This is a genomic window from Ruegeria sp. CDSB086 (genome assembly GCF_059611065.1).
In genome coordinates this window covers 82,706-104,020 of sequence record NZ_JBXWOV010000003.1, presented here as the reverse complement: position 1 = coordinate 104,020, position 21,315 = coordinate 82,706, and the positions used below count along the sequence as shown (strand labels likewise).

Below are 21,315 nucleotides of genomic sequence, written 5' to 3'. Positions count from 1 at the left end.
TTGCCTCCGGCGGGGATATTTTCAGCCAAGTGAAGGATCAAGCGCTTTGTGCCATCCGTTGGGCTAGTTTCAGCGCCTCGATCAGGCTGGTGGGGTTGGCTATCCCCCGTCCGGCGATATCCAGTGCGGTGCCGTGATCGGGCGAGGTGCGAATGAAAGGCAGGCCGAGAGTCACGTTCACGCCACGGTCGAAGTCGAGTGTCTTGATCGGGATCAGCGCCTGATCGTGATACATGGCAATTGCGGCGTCATATCGGGCGCGGGCGGCAGCGTGGAACATCGTGTCCGCCGGGTGTGGGCCGGTAACCGTGCAGGTATCGCCCGGCAAATCAGATATCAGAGGGGCGATCCAGTCCAGTTCTTCATGCCCCATTTTACCGCCTTCGCCCGCATGCGGGTTGAGGCCTGCAATGGCGATGCGGGGATGGGGGACACCAAACTGTCTGCGCAGGCCTTCAGCAGTAATGGCGATGGTTTCGCGCAGCAGATCGGGGGTGAGCTCGGACGGGACGCGCGACAGCGGAATGTGAATCGTTGCAGGCACCACGCGAAGCTGCTCGCTGGCCAACATCATCACGACGCGCTTGCGCCCGGCCAGAGCGGCTAGAAATTCGGTATGACCGGGATAGGCGAACTCGGCCCCGTCGATCAGGGCCTTTTTGTGGATCGGTGCAGTGCACAGCGCCGATGCGGCACCGGATTGAACCAGGGAAACACCGGTTTCGATTGCGTCGATCACACTGGGCGCATTGGACGGGTCCGGTTGGCCTGCTGCGTTTGTGGCGGGAAAGCTCAATTGCAGAACAGGCACGGCATTCGCGCAGATATCATTGGCCTGTGCCGGATCGCTGATCCGCTGCGTAGGCGTGCCTACCGGCAGATGCGCCGCGTCGCCGATATAGAAAAACGGGCAGCTCGCGCGCAGTTTTGACCAGGCTTTGGCGGCGATTTCAGGGCCTATTCCAGCGGGATCGCCACAGCTAAGCGCGATGGGCGCGGTCATTGCTCGATGATCGTCGCGTCGGCGCGGAGCTGTTCAACCAGGCTTTCGGCAAAGGCCTGCAGGCGCTGTTGCGTCAGGGCGTTGGCCACATCCACGCGCGTCGTGTCTTCGCCCCGGTCCAATGTGCGTGTACACAGCATCAGGAACTTCAGAGTCTGGCCATTGTTTCCCGTCAGCGTCGTGGAAACTTCGTTCAGGTCCAGCTTGGACAGCTCAAGCGCCACGTCGCGGGGGATCTCGGACGGGCTGGCTTCAACACGTTGCAGTACCCCGGCAGGTTGATCCTTGGCGATGCCATAGAGGTCGTCGCAGTTATCAATCTGTTCGCGCAGCTTGGCGGCCTTGGCCAGGGTTTCGGCACTGCGACCGCCGGCCATGTTGTAAATCGCGTAGTCGATCTTGGAGTAACGCGGCGCGCTGGTGCTTACTTCGCGCAATCCGCGCAGTTGGAACAAGGCGATCGCGTTGGGCAACGACAAGGGCTGTGTGATGTCGCCCGTTTTGAGACCTAGAATCACGGGTTGCAGGGCAGGCGGCAAGTCGGTCAGGTTAAGCCATTCCAAACGCCCGCCGTCATCGCGTGTGCCAGCTGCAGAATACTGTGTGGCGGCAGAGGAAAACGCATCGAAACCTTCAAGCAGTGCGATCTCTTCGGCTAGCAATTCGGCTTGGGCCAAGGTCTGCGGCGTGACCGGAATAATGATTTCCGACATCAGGACTTGAAGCCCGCCACTCCCGGCCTGTCCCAAAGCCCGGTTGATCTCGTCTTCGCTCGGCCTGGCCTGCGACAGAAAGCGAGAACTGACGTAGTCGCGCCACGACAGCTGATCAGCGACGAAATCCCGCACGGTTTCGGGGGAAACGCCAGATTCGCCCAGCAATTGCAGGAACTCATCGGTCGAAAGACGGCCACGGGCTGCAAACTCATCAATGCCCACCTGAATGTCTTCAGGTGCGACCTCGATTCCTGCGTCGCGCATGGCCTGTTTGCGCAGTCGTTCGTCGATCAGCGAGTCGCGGACTTCGTCCTCGGTGGCGCCAGGGGCACCCAGAACAGTCAGGAATTGCTGGCGCTGCTGAAGTTCGTACCAAGTGACAATGTCCTGGTTGACCTTGATCGCAGGTGAAAACAGGCTCTGAGCCTGGCTGTGACCAGTGGACAGGGCCAGCAAAGCGGCAGCCAGTGCCGGTGCAACCGGCTTTAACCAACCGGAACGGACTATTCGCGAGAAACGTGAAATCAACTGCATCTTCTCTTGTACTGTTGGCCGCCACCCTCGACGGAGTAACCTGTCAGGGCAACGGTAAACCCGAATTCTGTCGAAGGCTCAATACTTGATGATGAGGTAAATCGCCTGCTGACGGTCATGTTAACTTTTACACACTCATTCTGGTAGGTAACGCCCAGCCCATATCGGATCGGTTCGGATTCGCTGAGGTCATAGCGCGCATAGGCCTGTGTCAGCCAGTTCTGGTCAACAAGGTAGCGGCCATTCATCCAGATCTCGGATATCTCGTCATTCGCATTTTCTGCCGGATCTTTTTCTTGCCACACATAGCTGCCGGTTAGGCCGACATTTGGCTTGTTCCAGCCTGCGCGCACCTCAGCCTTGGCAAAGCTGAAATCACCATTCAACAGGCCGCGACCCGCCAAAGACCAGCCATTGGCGGTTTGCAACTGACCGGCTAGCAACACGTCAGAGGCGGTGCCCTGAAGGCCTGACGTCAGGTTGAAGTTGGGGTCAGCAGTCGAGCGGAAGACCTGTCCGACAGTGGCAAGCGCGCGCCAGCCATTTGCGGCATAGCGCGCCCAATTGACCCCGAACACCGCCGTCGCGCCATCTTCGCGGCGATCCGGGGCCGGAAAGCGTGACAGGGACAACAAGTTCCCCTGGTCGAATTCCTGAAAGGTGCTTTCGTCATTGGGAACGTCCTGATCTGTCACGTTCGTCCAACCGACTTGCGCGATGGGTTCAAGCACCTGCGTGGCGCCTGACTTTTCCCGACGGGTCATAGGATAACGCAGCGTGAGCGCGGCGCGGGGGGCCGCACGGGTCACCTGGTCAGGGAATTGGCTGTCATCTCGGATGTTAAAGATATCCACCGATGTCCCGAACCGGGCATCAGCCCTGAGGCCCGATGCGAAAATCCAGCTGCGCATCCAGTCCGCATCGAACGTGGCACGCGCGACATCGCGGCCAACGATATCCTGATCGCTGGTGCGTGTGTGATTGTGGGCCACAAAGCCCAAGCGAACTTCACCGCCGACAGAGGTTGGGAAGTAGCGTTTCTGGAAATACAGGTCGAAGATCCGCGATGGGATCACTTCCTCATTTTCGCTGTCTCGCAGGGATTTGTAATGGATGAAACTGGTGCGGAAGGCGGTATCGCGTTTGATCCGCTCAAGCGCGATTTCGCTGCGCAACCGGTCAAAATCGGGCAGGCCATAATCCGCGAGATAAGCGTTATCCGAAGTTGTCTTCACATCAAACAAAAGGCGGAAGTCGTTGTTCAGGAAGAAATAACCGTTGGCAAAGAGATAGCCCCGATCCTCATTTTCTTGTAGGTCGTCGCGGGTGAAAGCGCCGTTCAGCTCAATCCGGCCGCGTTTGAATGTCTGGCGATAGCGATAGCCCAGTGTTCTTGTTTTTCCCGAGATATAGGGGGTCAGCGTCAGGTCCTTGTGGTCGCCAAGCTTAAAGAAATACGGCACCTGCACGCCGGTTCCCAGCTGCGATGTGGTGCGAATCGACGGGACAAGGAATCCTGTTGCGCGGTCCAGTGTCGGGTCGGGCAGGCGCAGATAGGGGAAGTAGAAAACCGGGAAATCCAGTATCCGGAACTGTGCCCCTTCGAAATACAATTGGCGTTCCAACTGGTCATGCGTGACCTTGCGGGCGCGGATTTGCCACAGCGGCGGTTTGCCATTGGCGCAGACATGGCAGGACGTGGCGGAGACCTTGCTGAACTGTGTGTAACGCCCCCCAGCGCGCGCAGCCTGGACCGAGGCGATCTGAACCTGCTGATCGAACACCATGCGGGCTCCGATCAGCAGACCGTTCATGATCCCGTCATCCAGTTCGGCGGAATCAGCCAGCAACGTGGTTTCGCCGCCCTGATCGATGCGGACCGGGCCTTCCAGCGACAGATTGCCGGTTTCGCGGTCATAAGTGATGCGCGTGGCCGTGACCTTGGTGTCGCCCTGAAAGGCTTCGACATTCCCTTCGGCCACCAGATTACGCTCGGGTGTGATAAAGATCCGGTCGGCCACCAGGAGGGCAGGCTGATCCTCTTGCGTGGCACCCTGCGCGGCACCGGCAGCGGGTTGAGATTGCGCGAATGCGCCCACGGGCATGGTCAGTGCGACTGCACCGGACAGAAACAAACTGGCAATAAGCCGCATCAGCCGTCCTCCGCATGCAGCAAAAGGCCGAGGGACAGAAGAATGGCTGCGAAGGGCGGGGCCCAGGCCGCGACTAAGATAGGCAATTGACCGTTTTCCCCCAGAATTTGGGCAAAGTTGCGAATGAAGTAGATACCAAATCCCAGCAGGACGGCGGTTAAAACCGCGATCCCGGTGCCGCCAAATCGCACGTGGCGCATGGTGAAGGCCGCGCCGATCAGGACCATCGACATCAGAAACAAGGGGCGGGCCAGTTGGACCTGCAACCAGACCTCATATTGCTTGGTCGAAAACCCGGCTTCGCGCAGGTCGCGGATCAGTTCCGGCAGGTCATAGACCGATACGGAATCCTGATCGCCAAGCGTGTCCAGAATCCGTTGGCGTGTCAGCGATGTGGGAACCTCAAGCCGCGCGTGTTCAGTGGCGTGGGTTTCTGGATTCACACCGCCTTCCAGCGCCCAAATCTTGGCATTGGTCAGGACCCACGTACCGTTCTCCAGATCCGCTTGGTCGGCTACGATCTGCTGGGTTGGTGTGCCATCCGGGGCAAAAGTAATGATCGTCACCTGATTAAGGGTGAACCTGTCGCCGTTAGATGTGTCCTGGGCGTGGATCACGGATTGGCCATTGGCCGAACCCTGCCGCAACCAAAGACCATCTGCACTGATCGACAGCGTTGATCCGCCGTTGTTTTTGTAGGATTCGGCAAGCTGTTTGTACTCTTCCGACGTGGCGGCTGCGATGGGGTTCAACATGCCAACCGCCAGTGCGCCGATGATCAGGGCGATCACCACTGGGGCCAACAGGGCGCGAATGCCTGATCGGCCGGTGGCGCGGGTCACGACCAATTCCGAGCTGCGTGCCAGACCGATAAATAACGCGATCGTGGACAGGATGACCAGCAGCGGCAGCATTTCGCTGATCGCGGCAGGCGTATTCAGCAACGTCAATTGCAACAGCTGACCGAAGGACAGGTTTGCATCGTCAAAGCGGCGCACCTGTTCGATCAGGTCGATCAGAATCATCAGCGTCAGGAAAATGCTGCCGATGACCAGGAAACTTTGAATGAATCGGCGGGCGAAGTAGCGGTCGAGGATCACGAAGGAACTCCTGCCGAAAAGACGCACAAACAGCCTTTGGTCGGGTGCAGACCAGAATCACCGCTACACGCAATTGTGCGCGACGGCCTATGCCTGCTCTGTCTTGCCAAAACCTTCTCCCCCGAGCCTGTCGGATTTTTTCCGGGACTGTAGTCCAAATGCGGGCCGGGGAAAACTGCTATCTGGTCAAGCCGCGCGGCGCGGGCTAGGTCTTGGGGAACTGATTTTGAGGAGTTCGCAATGAGCAGTCTTGTACCGATCCGTTTCCAGGACCCCGACATGGATGCGATGGCGCAGGCCGAAGGGCGCGTGGCCATTATCATCCCGTCCGACGGCAAAATGAACCCTGCCGCCCGTCGCGCCAACCGCCTGACCCGCGGGGCTGTGACACGGCTGGTCGAAAGCGAGCGGTTCGAAAAGGTGAAAACCGGTGACGTGATCTCGATGGCGTGGCCATCCGGCATGGCAGCCGAGGCGCTGGACGTTCTGGTCCTGCCGCGCCGCCCCGAACCCGTCGAGGCCCGCAAGGCCGGTGCCGCGCTGGCCAAGCTGGCGGGCAGCAAGGACCTGCTGGTGATGTCGGGCAATCAGGTCAAAGCCGAGGATCTGGCCATGGGCATCGCGCTGCGCAGCTATGATTTTGATGCGCACAAGACTAAGGAGTCTGATGAGGCCGGTTCGGTCATCATAACCCACCAGAAGGCAGATGAGATCGAGGCTGCGTTTGCACCGCTCTACGCGGTCGCCGACGGTGTCCGTATGACCCGCGATTTGACCAACGAGCCTGCGAATATCCTGACCACCACCGAATTCGCCGACCGGCTGGACGAGATGAAGGCACTGGGGCTTGAGGTCGAAGTGCTGGAAGAAGACAAACTGGCCGAGCTGGGCATGCGTACGCTGCTAAGCGTCGGGCAGGGGTCGGTCAGCCCTTCGAAGGTTGTGGTGATGCAATGGAATGGCGGCGACAAAGATGACGCGCCGCTGGCTTTGGTCGGTAAGGGTGTGGTGTTCGACACCGGTGGTATTTCGCTGAAACCTGCGGGTGGTATGGAAGACATGACCATGGACATGGGCGGCGCTGGCGTAGTGGCAGGTACCATGCGCGCGCTGGCCAAGCGCAAGGCCAAGGCCAACGTTGTCAGCTTGGTCGGATTGGTAGAAAACATGCCTTCGGGCAACGCCACCCGTCCGGGTGATGTGGTCAAATCCATGAAGGGCGACACGGTCGAGATCATCAACACCGACGCCGAGGGCCGTTTGGTTCTGTGTGACGTGATGTGGTACGCGCAAGAACGGTTCAAGCCTGTGGGCATGGTCGATCTGGCCACCCTGACCGGAGCGATTATTATCGGCCTCGGGCATGAGAACGCGGGCGTATTTTCGAACAATGACACGTTCTGCAATGCCTTCCTGAAGGCGGCAGGGGCCGAGGACGAAGGCGCATGGCGCATGCCGTTGGGCGAAGCCTATGACAAGCAGCTGAAGTCGCGGATTGCCGACATGAAGAACGTGGGCGGGCGCCCGGCGGGTTCGATCACGGCGGCGCAGTTCCTGCAGCGGTTCGTAAAGGAAGATATGCCGTGGATTCACCTGGATATTGCCGGTGTGGCTTCGGTCTCGTCCGAGACATCCTACGCCCCGAAGGGCGCAACCGGCTGGGGCGTACGCGCGCTGAGCCGTTTCGTTCAGGACAACTTCGAGTAAGCCGATGGGGGCCGTCTATTTCTATCACCTGACCCGCCAACCGTTGGAGCATACCTTGCCGGTGCTGCTGGACAAGGCACGGCAGGCCGGGTGGAAGATTGCCGTGCGGGGGAGCGATCCCGCGCGGATGGACTGGCTGGATGAAAAGCTGTGGCAGGGGCCCGAAGAAGGGTTCCTGCCACATGGCCGCGCAGGCGGTCCGTACGATGCCGCGCAGCCGATCCTGCTGACGACCGAGGCGCAGGCTGCCAATGATGCGTCTTGTGTCATGGCGGTAGATGGCGCGGTGGTCGACCCCGACGAGATCAAGAAACTGGACCGCGTATGTATCCTGTTTGACGGTAATGACGCAGAGGCCGTTCAACGCGCGCGCGGGCAGTGGAAGGCTTTGACCGGTGCGGGATGTTCCGCCCAATACTGGTCCGAAGAATCCGGGCGCTGGGAAAAGAAAGCTGAGGCTTAGGGCCCGAGCCGCTTTCCGGAAGGCGTGGCGGTTTTTGCGCAAAGATGTGCGATCAGAAATGCCTAAATGGCTGGATTGAAGCCCAAATTGACGGATGCGGTGCAAGGCAAAAATGACTGCTTTCGATTGTTAAGGCAAAAGTTTGAGGAACCAAATGTCCCATAGAACCCAGTCCCTCTTGCACCAGCCGCTAATTCTGCCCTGCGGCGTAACTCTTAAAAACCGAATTGCTAAATCGGCGATGTCTGACTCGCTTGGTGACGGCAAAGGCAATCCAAGTGATGATCAAATCAAGCTCTATGAGCGTTGGGCAACTGGCGGCCTCGCCCTCTCGATCATCGGCGAAGTGCAGGGCACACCTCATTTTGCTGAGAAGCCCGGCAATTTGGTTTTGAACGATCAATCCGATTTCGCAACCCTAAGAAAACTTGCACAGGCAGGGGCAACCAACGACGCTCATTTGTGGCCGCAACTTGGACATGCAGGTGCGATGGCGGACGCTCCGGTCAGCTCGCCGAAAGGCCCGAGTAGACTTGATTTGCCCGGTCTGAAATGCGACGCGCTGTCCTTGGATGAGATCCATGCACTGCCGGCCGAATTTGCACGCACAGCGAACCTTGCCAAGCGGCTTGGGTTCGGTGGCGTTGAGTTGCATGCGGCCCATGGATTCTTACTTAATCAGTTTCTGTCTCCGCTATTCAACAAACGCGAAGATGCCTATGGCGGTTCATTGCAAAACCGGATGAGACTGCTGCTGGAAGTGATCAGCGCCGTGCGCGATGCCGTTGGCCCGGATTTCCCTGTGGGCATCAAATTGAACGCTACAGATCAACTTGAAGGCGGCTTTGCTGAAGATGAATCTCTTGAGGTCATTGCGGCATTAGACAAAACAACAATTGATCTGATTGATGTCAGCGGTGGCACATATTTTCCGGGTGCTGCGTCATCATCAGATCGTGCGGGTTCCGGCGCCTATTTTCTTGATTTTGCTGAACGTGCGCGTGCGAAAACGAACATTCCCCTTATGGTGACGGGCGGTTTCAAGACGCTTGCACAGGCCAAAAGCGCCATTGCAGAGGGAAAAGCCGATCTCGTTGGATTGGCCCGCGCATTGGTCGTTGATCCAGAATTGCCATCCTTTTGGCTTTCCGATCAACGCGACGAGCCGCAATTCCCACGTTTCAAGAACCCTCCGGAAGGCGGAGTGACTGCATGGTACACGATGCAAGTCACGCGGATCGCCAGGGGAGAAAACGCGCTTGAACCTGACGAGCTAGACGAAGCAATAGCGGCATACGAGGCCAGAGATGAGGTTCGACGAGAGGTTTGGAATTCTCATTTCAGGTGAACTTCACGAGCAACCTAAAGCCGACATTGGCGCAGCCGCAGTGACCGGAAGCATTGGTCCGCATGGCGGACCAAAACTTTGAAAGGAAAGCGCATTCGCTGGAATCGGCATGGATACCCGTATCACAGGGGGCAGAAACGCCGTGTGCTGCGTTTGGCTTTATTCCGCTTTCTGCAGAGAGGTTTGAATAAGCCCAACCCCTTGTTGCACCGGAATTGATCGCCTGCACCCTTGCTCTGACGGTTCTCTGCTTTAGGGTGCGCGGCGTTGCGAGCAGAAGGATTTTGAGATGAAAAAGAACCCATTGGGGCGCACTGGTATTGAAGTGACGGATCTGTGCCTTGGCACCATGACGTTTGGGACGCAGACCTCTGAAGCGGATGCACACACCCAGATCGACATGGCGCTGGAGGCTGGGATCAATTTCGTTGACGCGGCTGAGATGTACCCGGTGAACCCGATCTCGAAAGAGACCGTGGGGCGGACCGAAGAAATCCTGGGCAACTGGAACGCGGTGAACCCCGCGCGGCGGGCGGAGTATATTCTGGCGACCAAACACTCCGGTGCAGGTTTCGCGCATGCCCGCGACGGGGCACCAATTTCTGCGCAAACGATTCCCGAAGCGATCGAGGGATCTCTGCGTCGTTTGCAGACAGATTGCATCGATCTGTATCAGTTTCACTGGCCCAATCGCGGCAGTTACATGTTTCGACAGAACTGGGACTATGCGCCGTCTGGTCACAACACCGATGAGGTACTGGCGAATATGCAGGAGTGTCTTGAAGCCCTGCAACAGCAAGTCGACAAGGGCAACATCCGCGCATTCGGCCTGTCGAATGAAAGCGCATGGGGCACCGCGCAATGGCTGCGGCTGGCCGAACAGTTGGGCGCGCCACGGGTCGCTTCGGTCCAGAATGAGTATTCTCTGCTGTGCCGCCACTTCGACACCGATATGGCCGAGCTAAGCGTGCGCGAAGATGTCGGCCTGATGGCGTTTTCTCCGTTGGCGGCAGGGTTTCTGACGGGCAAGTATCAGGGCGGAGCGGTGCCTAAGGGCTCGCGCATGGATCTTGTTCCGACCATGGGTGGGCGAAAGTACGAGCGTGTGTTTGGGGCCGTCGATGCCTATCTGGAGATAGCGCAGCGGCATGGCCTGGATCCGGTGCATATGGCGCTGGCATGGTGCCGGACACGCCCGTTCATGATGTCTGCTATTTTTGGCGCGACCACAATTTCGCAGCTGGCCCATATTCTGGGGGGCACGGAGGTGGTGTTGGCGGATGATGTCCTGGCGGATATCAGTGCCGCGCATCGCGCGCATCCGATGCCGTTCTAAGGGGGCTCTGCATCCGCCGCGCTTTGCGCGACTCCCCCGGGAAATTTTTAGCCAGATGAAGCGGATCCGGTCAGTGATGTGTGGGCTGGATCCGGTCCTGACGGAGGTCTCTGGCCGACAGGCCGTGCGCGGTGCGGAAAGCACGGGCAAAGCTGGATTGTGAGGCAAAGCCTGTGGCGAGTGCCACGTCCATCAGTGGCATATCCGTATCGGTGACCAGACGCCGCGCTTCGGCCAGGCGCAGTTGCAGATAGTGATCCTGCGGCGTTGTGTTCAGGCGCAGACGGAACTGTTGTTGCAGAGTACGAGGGCTGGTGCCCAAGGTATCGGCGATGTCGGCCAATGGCAGCGGATCCTCAAGAGACCTTTCCATGAGAGAGTTCGCCTTTGCTGTCAGAGCCGTATGACGATGCGGCACGCCTGTACGGCTTTGTGGCTTGGACGGTTCCGGTGCGCCCTCGTAGAGGAACAGGCCGGACACGCGGGCAGCAAAACCTGCGCCGTGGCGCGCGGCGATGATGTGTAGCATCATCTCGACCGCGGGGATCGCGCCGCCTGAGGTCAGACGGTTGCCGGACACAGTGAATCGGTCGGGGCGAACATCGACTTCGGGGAAGCGGGTCGCGAAATTGTCCAGATCCTCCCAGTGCGTTGTGGCGGAGTGGCCGTTCAGCAGGCCGGCTTCAGCCAGTAGCCAGGGGCCGCCGTCGATGCCAGCCATGGTGGCTCCGGTACCGGCAATGCGGCGCAGTCCGGCGAGCAAGCTGGGTGTGGCGTGACGGGCCAGTTGGAAACCTGCAATGACGATCATCAGGTCGCAACCCTGCAATCGAGCCAGCGGTGTGCCTGGAACATTCAGGGCGCTGGTCAGCATCGCCGGTTCCGCTGTGGCCGTCACATAATCCCAGTCAAAGGCTGGGCGGTCCGCCAGACGGTTGGCGGCGCGCATGGGATCAACGGCCGAGGCAAAGCTGAGCGTGTTGCATTCATCCAGAACCAGCACGGCCGTTTTTAGGGCGCGATGTTCGGGCTGCAATATGTTTTTTGCGGATTTCATCAAGTTCGATTCGCATTCTGGCAAGTTGTTTCCATAAAGCTGCGCCAGAGTCGGGGATGAACGCAAATCGGAATCCGGGGAGAAGCCTGAGGATAACTTAGGTCAAAACCGGGTATAAGTTGGGGAAAACACCATGCCACTGGAAATGAACCGCGAAGTCTTCATCACCTGCGCTGTCACCGGCTCGGGCGGAACACAGGATCGCAGCCCGCATGTGCCGCGTTCGCCCAAGCAGATTGCCGAAAGTGCGATCGCCGCGGCCAAGGCAGGCGCGGCCATCGTGCATTGCCACGTGCGTGATCCGGAAACCGGTGCACCCAGCCGTCGTCTGGACCTGTACCGCGAGGTGACTGATCGCATTCGTGAAGCCGAGGTCGACGTTGTGCTGAACCTCACCGCCGGGATGGGCGGCGACATGATTTTTGGCCCGACGGAATCTCCACTGCCGTTGAACGCGGACGGCACCGACATGATCGGCGCGGCTGCTCGGGTGGAGCATGTGGCTGAATGTCTGCCCGAAATCTGTACTCTTGATTGCGGCACCATGAATTTTGCCGAAGCTGACTATGTCATGACCAACACGCCAGGCATGCTGCAGGCGATGGGCCGGATGATGACGCATCTGGGCGTGAAGCCTGAGATCGAGGCCTTTGATACCGGTCATCTGTGGTACGCCAAGCAGTTGGTGAAGGACGGCGTTCTGGACAGCCCGGCGCTGGTTCAGCTGTGCATGGGCGTGCCGTGGGGGGCTCCGGATGATCTGAACACCTTTATGGCCATGGTGAATAACGTGCCTGATGACTGGACCTTCAGCGCATTCGCGCTTGGGCGGAACCAGATGGCATATGCGTCGGCTTCGGTGCTGGCGGGCGGCAATGTGCGCGTTGGCCTTGAGGACAATCTGTTCCTCGATAAAGGCGTTCTTGCGGAAAACTGGCAGCTGGTTGAGCGGGCGAACACCATCGTTTCGAACATGGGCGCGCGGGTGATCGGCGCGCAGGAAGTGCGTGAGAAGCTGGGGCTGGTGAAACGAGCACCTAAGGGCTGAATTTTCTCCTTGTAGGAAGTTCGCCTTGCCAGGACACCGGGGCATCAACTGAGGGAATGAGACTCATGAAAGTGATGTTGCGGTGTCTGGCTGTCGTTGGAGCGGGGCTTATGGCGGCTTGCCTTCCGGCGGATGAAAAGGCGGAGGCGGCTTCTGTGAACAATGGGAGGCAGGCCTGCGAAGCCAAAGGCGGTGTCTACGAGGTTGCAGGCAAAGCCCAGCAATATGTGTGCGTTCTGCCGCTGGCAGATGCGGGCAAGACCTGTGAAAAAGGTTCGGACTGTCAAGGCTTTTGCCTGTCCGAGACCAAACAATGCAGCGCGGTCACGCCGCAGTTCGGGTGCATTCCTCATCTGGATGAGACGGGACGCGAGCTGGTGATCTGTATCGACTAGGAAAAGAAATGACAAAAACAGCAGCTATCATCGGTGGTGGTGTAATCGGCGGCGGGTGGGCCGCGCGGTTCTTGCTTAACGGTTGGGATGTCCGCGTGTTCGATCCGGACCCGGAGGCCGAGCGCAAGATTGGCGAGGTGCTCGATAACGCGCGCCGGTCTCTGCCGGGGTTGAGTGATGTGCTTTTGCCGTCTGAGGGGGCGCTTACCTTCCATGACGATCTGACTGACGCCGTGCAAGGCGCCATCTGGATTCAGGAAAGTGTACCTGAACGGCTGGATCTGAAGCTGAAGGTTTACAAAAGCTTGCAAGAGGCCTGCAATCCGGAGGCGATCATCGGGTCGTCAACCAGCGGGTTCAAACCGTCCGAGTTGCAGGAAGGCGCGTTGCGCCCTGAACAAATCGTGGTGACGCATCCGTTTAACCCGGTTTACCTGCTGCCGCTGATCGAATTGGTGCCGACCAACAAGAACACGCCCGAGATGGTCGACCGCGCGAAGGACCTGTTGAAATCGGTGGGTTTCTTCCCTCTGCATGTCAAAAAAGAGATCGATGCGCATATTGCTGACCGGTTCCTCGAAGCTGTCTGGCGCGAAGCGCTGTGGTTGGTCAAGGACGGTATCGCCACGACTGAAGAGATCGACGAAGCAATTCGTATGGGTTTTGGCATTCGCTGGGCACAGATGGGTCTGTTCGAAACCTATCGCGTGGCCGGTGGCGAGGCAGGGATGCGGCATTTCATGGCGCAGTTCGGCCCGGCGTTGCAATGGCCCTGGACCAAGTTGATGGATGTGCCCGAGTTCACTGATGAGCTGGTCGACATGATCGCGGATCAGTCTGACGCACAATCGGGCATGCACTCGATCCGCGAATTGGAGCGTATTCGCGACAATAACCTCGTTGGCATGATGCGGGCGCTCAAGGCGCAGAACTGTGGGGCCGGTGCTGTTCTGAACCAGCATGACGTGGCGCTGAAACCGGGCGCACTTCCGACGATGGATCAGGCCGATCTGAGCCAGCCAATTCTGACACTGGCGCGTGCAGTGCCGTTGGATTGGACGGATTATAATGGCCACATGAACGAGGCCCGGTACCTTGAAGCCTTCGCCGCAGCGACCGACCGCTTCATGGAAATCATGGGCTGCGATGCGGATTACATCTCCTCGGGTGGCAGTTACTTTACGGCCGAAAACCACCTCCGCTATATCGACGAAGTCCACGCGGGTGCAAAGATCGAAGTGCGCACGCAGATGTTGTTGGGGCAGGGCAAGAAACTGCACGTGTTCCATTCCATGTACGAAGGCGACAACCTTTTGGCCACGGGCGAAAGCTTCCTGCTGCATGTAAGTCTGGAAACCCGTCGTCCGAGCGCACCTTCGGCCGAGATCGAAGCGGCTATGGCCCGGATCGCCGAAGCTCAGGCTGGATTGCCTTATCCTGAAGGTGCGGGTGCTGCGATCCGCAAACCGGCATGAGTGCGCGCGTTCTGATCACGGCTGGCGCGTCGGGCGTTGGCCGCGCTATGGCCGAAGCCTTTGACGCAGCTGGTGCGCAGGTCTGGGTGGCTGACGTCAACCCGAAGGCGCTGTCAGATTGTCCGGCCCATTGGCGGCGGTCCGAGGCGAACGTCGCGGACGAGAATGCCGTGGCCACCTTGTTCCAAGACATTGAGGCGGAATGGGGTGGTTTGGACACCCTGTGCGCAAACGCAGGAATCGCGGGACCAACCGCTTCGGTTGAAGACGTTGCATTGGACGATTGGCGCATGTGCCTTGCAGTAAATCTGGAGGGTGCCTTTCTGTGCGCCAAACACGCGGCGCCGATCCTGAAACGTCAGGGCAGTGGCGCGGTGGTCATTACGTCTTCGACGGCTGGCCAATATGGGTACCCTAATCGCGCGCCTTATGCTGCTGCGAAGTGGGGGATGATCGGTCTGGCCAAGACCCTGGCGATGGAGCTTGGCGCGCATGGCGTGCGATGCAATGTCATCTGCCCTGGCTCAGTAGAAGGCCCACGGATGGAAGGCGTGCTGCAGCGAGAAGCCGACGCCAAGGGCATGACGCGTGACCAAGTCTATGACGGTTACGCCTCGGGCACTTCAATGGGTCGCTTTGTCGAAGGTCACGACATCGCCAATATGGCCGTGTTCCTTGCATCGGATGCGGCGCGGCTGGTGTCGGGGCAGGTGATTGCCGTTGATGGGCACACCGTCAACCCCGACCCGAAAATCTAACCCTGATTGGGTCCGCGAATCTGGCGGATGCTCTGGCGAACCGCCTGCCAGTCGCGGGCTTGCTGCATGTTCCCGGCGTCTTTGCATTCGCGCATCTTCTGCGCGGCTTCCGCCTCGGCCTGATCTCCGTGGGCGGAATAAAGCGCCCGTGCGTATTGAGCAGTTTTTAATGCGTCCATTCCTATGGTCCTCCGTCTGTGATCGGATCGCTCGAAAGTTCGCGCCAAGTGACGATATCACACCTTGGTCGCTTACGCATCTATGAGGCCGTTATCAGGCGGAAATCGTTGATCGCAGCTGCCTGAGATGATCGGGGAAGTCCCGCGCCGTCACATCCGCTTCTCGCACCAACGTATCGAAATGACGGGAAAAAACTTCGATTCTGTCGCGGTCCCGAAAGGCCATATAGTGACTGCCCGCGTAGAACACACACAACAGCGGGCCAAAAATCGTGACCGGCGCAGAATAGAGGCGTTTGGCATCAAACAGATAGATGCGCATGCGGGGATAAAGCTGGTCGCTCAGCTCTAACAAGTGGTCGATCTGATCCATCCTGATTTTCGGGCACAGGCCTTCGTAGTATCCGGTCGCGCGGGCAAAGCTGTCGATCTCATACAGCGGCATGGCGATCTCATAATCTGATTGCGCGCTGCGCATCCACGTCAGCCGGTCTTCTGACGCGCCGATGGCCTGATCCGCCGTTCGCCCCAGATGCGGGGCGTATTCCCACTCTAGCACGGCGCGGGTTTTCAGCATGTCGGGCAGGGTGGCGGGTACATAGCGAACCTTGTAGCCAGCCGCCTCTTTGTGCCATTCGAAAATGCGTTCATCGACCAGCGCGCGTGGCGCTTTGGTCATACTCAGAGAAAGCGCCAGGAGCTCTGCAGCGCTTTCTGGCCGATCCGATAAGCTCAGCAGCCAGTCAGCCGAAACACCTAGCGCTGTGGCGCAGCTGCCAACGACATGCGCGTTCGGCAGGCGCGCACCTTCGCCGGTTAAAAGTTGGGATACGGTCGATCGGTCGACACCGATATCCCGGGCCAGCGCGCTTTGGCTGATGTCACGTTCTTCCATCGCGCGGGCAAGGCGTTGGCGAAACTGCGCAGCGCGGTCTCGTTTGTCTAATTTATCCGTCATATGTTGATTTATATCATGGATGATGAATTTTGTTAATCATATTCAGAATTTTCAACTCGGCCACGATCCGTAATTCTTAAAACATAACAATAATATGGGTGACGGAATGGAAACGCGACGAAGATCGGTCGTGAAGGCTGTGGTGTGGAATGCGATGGGCCTGGTCATGATGACTCTGGTGGGTCTTATCGCGACAGGCTCTGCCGCAGTTGGTGGGACGTTGGCGATTGTGAACACGGGCATCGGCCTGACGATGTACGTGATCTATGAGCGTGTCTGGGCGGGCATCACATGGGGCCGAAATGTCTGAGCGGCCGGGTCCCGAGTGGGGCACCTTTGCCCTGATCATTGCGTGTTATGCAGCGTGGCTGGCGGTGATATTCACACTTCCCATTTGGCTGGCAATCCCAGCCATGGGCTTGGTCGCGGCGCTGCACTCGTCGCTGACGCACGAGGCGCTGCACGGGCACCCGTTCCGCACGCGTTGGCTGAACGAGGCGCTGATGGCCCTGCCTCTGACCTTGTTCATTCCGTACAACCGGTTCCGCGATCTGCATCTGGCGCATCACAGGGATTCGACGCTGACCGACCCCTATGACGACCCCGAGTCGAACTATCTGGACCCGAAGGTTTGGAATACGCTCAAAAGCTGGCAAAAGCGGCTCCTGAGGGCGAACAACACACTGCTCGGGCGCATGGTGTTGGGCCCCACGATTGGTCAGTATATCTTCTTTCGGGATGAGTTGCGCGGCGCCAAACGCGGAGACAGAGCCGTACTGTTGGCATGGGGACTGCACCTGATTGGAGTGGCCGCGGTTTTGTGGGTGGTTGCTCGGTCTCCAATGCCGCTTTGGGCATTTGTTCTGTCTGCCTACATTGGTTTGGGCTTGGTCAAGATCCGGACGTTTCTTGAACACCGGGCGCACGAAAACTCCAGTGCCCGAACGGTCATTGTCGAAGATCGTGGATTGTTGGCTTTTTTGTTTCTGAACAACAATCTGCACGTCGTTCATCACATGAATCCCGGTGCTCCGTGGTACCGATTGCCTGCGCTTTATCGTGCCGGAAAAGACGGCTATCTGGCCAGCAACCACGCTTATGTCTATCGGTCTTACGGGCAGATTTTCCGGTCCTATTTCTGGCGTACCAAGGACCCGGTCGAGCATCCGCTCTGGCCAAAGGGATGATTTGACGACACAAGGGAATCCATGAGTTTGTGGATCCCCATCACCATCGCCGCCGCGGCATTTCAAACCGTGCGGTTCATGCTGCAAAAGTCGCTGAGCACTGTGAAACTTTCGGCAGCCGGCGCGACTTTTGCGCGGTTCGCCTATTCCATGCCGTTGGCAGTCCTTGCGCTGATCGTGGCAATGCAATTGACCGGATTCAGCCTACCGGCCCTGACCGGGCGTTTCTGGTTGTTTGCAGTGATCGGCGGGACAACGCAGATTTTGGCGACCATCTGCGTGGTGGCCCTGTTCAAACAACGCAATTTTGCCGTCGGTATTACATTCAAGAAGACCGAAGTTATCCAAACCGCCATCGTCGGATTTTTGGTCCTGGGCGATCAGGTATCCTCGGGTGCGTTGTTTGCGATTGTTCTGGGACTGGTGGCTGTCTTGCTGTTGTCGAAAAGTCCTGGTGGAGAAGGGGCTTGGTGGGCACACCTCACCAACCGTGCATCGCGCCTTGGGCTGGGTTCGGGCGTGCTGTTTGCTTTCTCATCCGTCAGCTATCGCGGTGCCTCGTTGGAACTGGGGGATTTAGACGCCTGGTTTCGGGCACTGGTCACCTTGGCCGTGGTGGTTTCGTTCCAATTCCTCAGCATGGGGCTGTGGCTGCTGTGGCGCGACCGTGCCGAGCTGCGCGCGGTTTGGGACACACGCCGAACGAGCGTTTTTGTCGGGCTCACCAGTCTATGTGGATCGTTCTGCTGGTTTTTTGCCTTCACGCTGCAAAACGCGGCCTATGTCAAAGCTCTCGGGCAGGTCGAACTGATCTTCAGCCTGTTCGCCTCGCTATTGTTTTTCCGCGAAAGAATCACCCGGCGCGAGATCGCCGGGATGACGTTGCTTGGTGCCTCGATACTGGCACTGGTGCTTACGATTTAGCCTGCACGGCGTTCGTCAAAGCTGAGGGCGATGAAGCTGGGCAAGTGATCGCCCATGCCGACAACTGCAGGGCCCCTGTCGTCTCTGCGACCGCGGCCTTTGGACTCTTTGTCCTTACGGGGCTCTCTATCCTTGCGCGGTTCTCTATCCTTACGAGGCTCTCTTTCCGCACGGGGCTCGCTTTTGCGCCGATCGGACTTTTTGGTGTCCGCCGCTTTGGGCTGATTCTCGGTTTTTGGGGTATCGGCTTTGGAGTCATCCGCCTCAATCGGGTTGTTCAGACGGGGAATTTCTTTCTGAATCAACTTCTCCACCGCCGCCAGCGCCTTTTCATCGCGGGAAGAGCAGATCGTGATCGCCTTGCCCTCACGCCCGGCGCGACCGGTGCGGCCAATGCGGTGGACGTAATCCTCGGGGTGGCCGGGGACGTCGAAATTGATCACATGGCTGACGGATGGCACATCCAATCCGCGCGCGGCCACGTCCGAGGCCACGAGTAGGCGCAAAGACCCATCCCGGAAGCCGTCGAGTGTTTTCGTGCGCTGGGATTGATCCAGATCGCCGTGGATCGCGGCGGCGTCATAGCCGTATTTCTTGAGAGATTTGGCGCAGATATCCACATCGGTCTTGCGGTTGCAGAAGATGATGGCGTTGGTGCACTTCTCGCCTTCAGCGTCGATCAGCGCCCGCAGGACATTGCGTTTCTGGCTGGCCTCACGATCCCGACGACCGCCTTTGAACATGACAACGCCCTGTTCAATAGTTTCCGAAGCAGTGGCCTGACGCGCAACCTCGACCCGCGTGGGTGCGGACAGAAAGGTGTCGGTGATCCGCTCAATCTCGGGCGCCATAGTGGCCGAGAAGAACAAGGTCTGGCGCGTGAACGGCGTCAGCGAGAAGATGCGTTCGATATCGGGGATGAACCCCATGTCCAGCATCCGGTCAGCTTCGTCGACAACCATGATCTGAACACCGGTCAAAAGAAGCTTGCCGCGTTCGAAATGGTCCAGCAGGCGACCCGGCGTGGCGATCAGGACGTCAACGCCCCGGTCGATCAACGCGTCCTGCTCTTTGAAGCTGACGCCGCCGATCAGCAGCGCTTTGGTCAGTTTCAGGTGTTTGGCGTAGGTGTCGAAATTCTCGGCCACTTGCGCGGCCAGTTCCCGGGTCGGGCACAGCACCAGCGAGCGCGGCATCCGTGCACGGGCGCGCCCACGGGCCAGCAAGGTGATCATCGGCAGCGTAAAGCTGGCCGTCTTGCCGGTACCGGTCTGAGCAATGCCCAGAACATCCCGACCTTCAAGGGCAGCGGGTATCGCGCCTTCCTGAATTGGCGTGGGCGTTTCGTATCCGGCTTCCTCAATGGCTTTGAGGACCTTCGGGTTCAGGTTCAGTTCGTTGAATTTTGTCATGTATGTCCGGTTCATGCGGACACTAGACCTAGCCCGCGCGTCAAAGGAATGCCGGGCCCGGATGGCCATACGCTGTCACGCGCATTTCGGCTTTGCGCGGACATAACAAAATCATGGGGCAGGGTCAAATGAAGAGCCCTTAACCTGACGTCGCTAACGCCCACTGCTGGTTTTCCGCAACAATTCAGCAGCTTCCGGGAAAGTGTTTCGCAACCTTAGCGTCCAGATCCAGCGGTCTGTGCCGGATCAACCCATATTCTTCGAGACGTACGCGTACGCCGGGATCGGCACCGCTAATTTCGTCATAGAACGCGCGCAAACCGTCCTGGCCCTGTTCTGTCTCGATCCAGTTGAACAACTCATTCTTGTTCAGACCGCCCAGTTCGCGCGGAACGTTCGGGGACATGCCGGGTTGATAGGACCCACGCGCCATCCGGAACTGGTAATGCGCGGCCCAGTGGTCCCAGTCAGGGGCGTGGCGATGACACAGCTCCAACCCCGGAAGTTCGAATTTGCAGGGCAGAAGTTTTTTGTTTTGAAACAGGTTGTGGATGCGAAAGTTCAGCTTTTCCATGCCTGTGCGGACGAACAGCTTACCCTGAACGTGGCTGAGGAACCCGCCGAGTACAAAGCTGCCATAGTTGGGATAGATGGACTGTACCATAGCTGAGCGGTCCGGGCCGCTGGGGATATGCGCCTTGAACAGATCCTCGCCGCCTGCCATTGCCTCCATTGGCCGGACGCGGACGGCAGGGATTTCCGCGGGGACGGATTGCAACTGCTCCCGGATGGGTTTTGAAGACCAAAGGAACTCATCCACGTCGATATGGGCCAGCCAGTCCAGATCGGTGTTGCGATAGGTGAATGTGGCATGAAGTGTCTGACGAACCTGATGGCGGTCCGGGCGGTTGCGTTTGCGTTTCTCCCAAAAGACATCATCGCAGATTCGCGCTCTGATTTTCGGGTGTTTCCTGAGGGCCCGGTGCGCCTCACGATTAGGTTCGTCCAGGTAGATGTACAGATAATCCGCACCCAGATCGAGGTGATGGGCCGCGAACCTGAGGATGTCGCGGGTCGATCCGCGAACCATGGACACGATTCCCCAGGTCGTCATTGGCGCGCTTCCCTACGCGCCGTACGAGTCCTGCGCATTTTGGCCAGGCGCCGGAACACTGTCCTGGGATCGCGATTCAAAGCCTTGAACAGATGATCCGAATGCTCGGCCCACAACCGGCAAAACAAGGCGGGGGCGTGGTTCGGCCAGGATCGTTTCCGCAAGTTCGAAATAAGCTGCGCGTTCAGAAACGCCAGTTCAGATTTTCCGACGAATTCCTGCGCGATGTGTCGGCGTTTGCGCGTCCAGGATGTATCCGCCTGGCCGGGTTGCGGCCGTGTCGCGCTTTCAGGAACAATCTGACGCGTCAAATGGGTCAGATCGACATCTTCTGCCGGCAGTACCTCGTCCGAGAAGTCGAAAGGCGCTCGTCGCCTTTCGAACCTGTCTTGCAGGGCGGGCAAGCCACCCGAATACGTTAGATCATCATCCATTCGTGCTTTCGGCC

21 protein-coding genes are annotated in these 21,315 nt (G+C 58.6%); 11 read left to right on the top strand and 10 right to left on the bottom strand.

What is annotated here, in order from left to right:
- Positions 1–37 precede the first annotated feature (37 nt).
- The 4 genes from pdxA to lptG are packed head-to-tail and all read right to left on the bottom strand — an operon-like array spanning position 38 to position 5,506.
- Positions 38–1,003: a 4-hydroxythreonine-4-phosphate dehydrogenase PdxA gene (pdxA, locus tag AC2FIO_RS07310; protein WP_496696641.1), complete on the bottom strand. Its 966-nt coding sequence runs from the start codon at positions 1,001–1,003 to the stop codon at positions 38–40.
- A complete protein-coding gene (locus tag AC2FIO_RS07305; protein ID WP_058271850.1) occupies positions 1,000–2,253 on the bottom strand; it encodes a peptidylprolyl isomerase in 1,254 nt (417 codons plus the stop codon). Before AC2FIO_RS07305 ends, pdxA begins: the two co-directional genes overlap by 4 nt.
- Positions 2,244–4,406: an LPS-assembly protein LptD gene (locus tag AC2FIO_RS07300; protein WP_496696639.1), complete on the bottom strand. Its 2,163-nt coding sequence runs from the start codon at positions 4,404–4,406 to the stop codon at positions 2,244–2,246. The genes AC2FIO_RS07305 and AC2FIO_RS07300 overlap by 10 nt, the downstream gene beginning before the upstream one ends.
- Positions 4,406–5,506, bottom strand: a complete 1,101-nt coding sequence (lptG, locus tag AC2FIO_RS07295; protein ID WP_058277603.1) for an LPS export ABC transporter permease LptG — start codon at positions 5,504–5,506, stop codon at positions 4,406–4,408. Before lptG ends, AC2FIO_RS07300 begins: the two co-directional genes overlap by 1 nt.
- Before the next feature lie 240 nt (positions 5,507–5,746).
- On the opposite strand from lptG, the gene AC2FIO_RS07290 reads away from it, so the two are divergent.
- The 4 genes from AC2FIO_RS07290 (at position 5,747) to AC2FIO_RS07275 (ending at position 10,360) form a co-directional block, all read left to right on the top strand.
- The gene (locus AC2FIO_RS07290) at positions 5,747–7,213 is read left to right on the top strand and encodes a leucyl aminopeptidase (protein WP_496696636.1); all 1,467 of its coding nucleotides are present in this window, start codon (positions 5,747–5,749) and stop codon (positions 7,211–7,213) included.
- 4 nt (positions 7,214–7,217) lie between these two features.
- Complete coding sequence (locus tag AC2FIO_RS07285) at positions 7,218–7,676, top strand: DNA polymerase III subunit chi (RefSeq protein ID WP_496696634.1); 459 nt, start codon at positions 7,218–7,220, stop codon at positions 7,674–7,676.
- A gap of 154 nt (positions 7,677–7,830) precedes the next feature.
- Positions 7,831–9,024 carry an NADH:flavin oxidoreductase/NADH oxidase family protein gene (locus tag AC2FIO_RS07280; RefSeq protein WP_496696632.1) on the top strand — a complete coding sequence of 398 codons (1,194 nt, stop codon included), beginning with the start codon at positions 7,831–7,833 and terminating at the stop codon, positions 9,022–9,024.
- A gap of 289 nt (positions 9,025–9,313) precedes the next feature.
- Positions 9,314–10,360 carry an aldo/keto reductase gene (locus tag AC2FIO_RS07275; protein WP_496696630.1) on the top strand — a complete coding sequence of 349 codons (1,047 nt, stop codon included), beginning with the start codon at positions 9,314–9,316 and terminating at the stop codon, positions 10,358–10,360.
- 70 nt (positions 10,361–10,430) lie between these two features.
- Here the strand turns inward: AC2FIO_RS07275 and AC2FIO_RS07270 are convergent, their stop codons facing one another.
- Positions 10,431–11,417: a GlxA family transcriptional regulator gene (locus tag AC2FIO_RS07270; RefSeq protein WP_496696628.1), complete on the bottom strand. Its 987-nt coding sequence runs from the start codon at positions 11,415–11,417 to the stop codon at positions 10,431–10,433.
- Positions 11,418–11,550: 133 nt separating this feature from the next.
- Between AC2FIO_RS07270 and bcoG the strand changes: the two genes are divergently transcribed.
- From bcoG to AC2FIO_RS07250, 4 genes are read left to right on the top strand one after another with little or no spacing between them, the layout of a single operon-like run.
- On the top strand, positions 11,551–12,465 hold the full coding sequence (bcoG, locus tag AC2FIO_RS07265; RefSeq protein ID WP_058271842.1) for a 3-dehydrocarnitine:acetyl-CoA trimethylamine transferase BcoG: 915 nt from the start codon (positions 11,551–11,553) through the stop codon (positions 12,463–12,465).
- A gap of 56 nt (positions 12,466–12,521) precedes the next feature.
- A complete protein-coding gene (locus AC2FIO_RS07260; protein ID WP_496696626.1) occupies positions 12,522–12,860 on the top strand; it encodes a hypothetical protein in 339 nt (112 codons plus the stop codon).
- A gap of 8 nt (positions 12,861–12,868) precedes the next feature.
- Positions 12,869–14,335, top strand: a complete 1,467-nt coding sequence (locus tag AC2FIO_RS07255) for a carnitine 3-dehydrogenase (protein ID WP_496696624.1) — start codon at positions 12,869–12,871, stop codon at positions 14,333–14,335.
- Positions 14,332–15,093: an SDR family oxidoreductase gene (locus AC2FIO_RS07250; RefSeq protein WP_282151373.1), complete on the top strand. Its 762-nt coding sequence runs from the start codon at positions 14,332–14,334 to the stop codon at positions 15,091–15,093. The genes AC2FIO_RS07255 and AC2FIO_RS07250 overlap by 4 nt, the downstream gene beginning before the upstream one ends.
- On the opposite strand, the gene AC2FIO_RS07245 is transcribed toward AC2FIO_RS07250, so the two are convergent.
- Together AC2FIO_RS07245 and AC2FIO_RS07240 are read right to left on the bottom strand one after the other, a co-directional pair.
- Complete coding sequence (locus AC2FIO_RS07245; protein ID WP_058271838.1) at positions 15,090–15,272, bottom strand: hypothetical protein; 183 nt, start codon at positions 15,270–15,272, stop codon at positions 15,090–15,092. The genes AC2FIO_RS07250 and AC2FIO_RS07245 overlap by 4 nt on opposite strands.
- 94 nt (positions 15,273–15,366) lie before the next feature.
- On the bottom strand, positions 15,367–16,230 hold the full coding sequence (locus tag AC2FIO_RS07240) for a helix-turn-helix domain-containing protein (protein WP_058271837.1): 864 nt from the start codon (positions 16,228–16,230) through the stop codon (positions 15,367–15,369).
- A gap of 106 nt (positions 16,231–16,336) precedes the next feature.
- Here AC2FIO_RS07240 and AC2FIO_RS07235 point away from each other — a divergent pair, with 106 nt between their 5' ends.
- The 3 genes from AC2FIO_RS07235 to AC2FIO_RS07225 are packed head-to-tail and all read left to right on the top strand — an operon-like array spanning position 16,337 to position 18,341.
- Positions 16,337–16,540, top strand: a complete 204-nt coding sequence (locus AC2FIO_RS07235; protein WP_058278218.1) for a DUF2061 domain-containing protein — start codon at positions 16,337–16,339, stop codon at positions 16,538–16,540.
- Positions 16,533–17,417 (top strand): fatty acid desaturase, encoded by an 885-nt coding sequence (locus AC2FIO_RS07230; RefSeq protein ID WP_496696622.1) that lies wholly within the window; start codon positions 16,533–16,535, stop codon positions 17,415–17,417. Before AC2FIO_RS07235 ends, AC2FIO_RS07230 begins: the two co-directional genes overlap by 8 nt.
- Positions 17,418–17,438: 21 nt before the next feature.
- On the top strand, positions 17,439–18,341 hold the full coding sequence (locus tag AC2FIO_RS07225) for an EamA family transporter (protein ID WP_109311742.1): 903 nt from the start codon (positions 17,439–17,441) through the stop codon (positions 18,339–18,341).
- Here the strand turns inward: AC2FIO_RS07225 and AC2FIO_RS07220 are convergent.
- The 3 genes from AC2FIO_RS07220 to AC2FIO_RS07210 all read right to left on the bottom strand — a co-directional run bounded on the left by AC2FIO_RS07220 (position 18,338) and on the right by AC2FIO_RS07210 (position 21,301).
- On the bottom strand, positions 18,338–19,753 hold the full coding sequence (locus AC2FIO_RS07220) for a DEAD/DEAH box helicase (protein WP_496697084.1): 1,416 nt from the start codon (positions 19,751–19,753) through the stop codon (positions 18,338–18,340). The two genes, AC2FIO_RS07225 and AC2FIO_RS07220, sit on opposite strands and share 4 nt — an antisense overlap.
- A 184-nt stretch (positions 19,754–19,937) precedes the next feature.
- Positions 19,938–20,867: a glycosyltransferase family 2 protein gene (locus AC2FIO_RS07215; RefSeq protein ID WP_496696620.1), complete on the bottom strand. Its 930-nt coding sequence runs from the start codon at positions 20,865–20,867 to the stop codon at positions 19,938–19,940.
- On the bottom strand, positions 20,864–21,301 hold the full coding sequence (locus AC2FIO_RS07210; RefSeq protein WP_496696618.1) for a hypothetical protein: 438 nt from the start codon (positions 21,299–21,301) through the stop codon (positions 20,864–20,866). The genes AC2FIO_RS07215 and AC2FIO_RS07210 overlap by 4 nt, the downstream gene beginning before the upstream one ends.
- Positions 21,302–21,315: the final 14 nt, after the last annotated feature.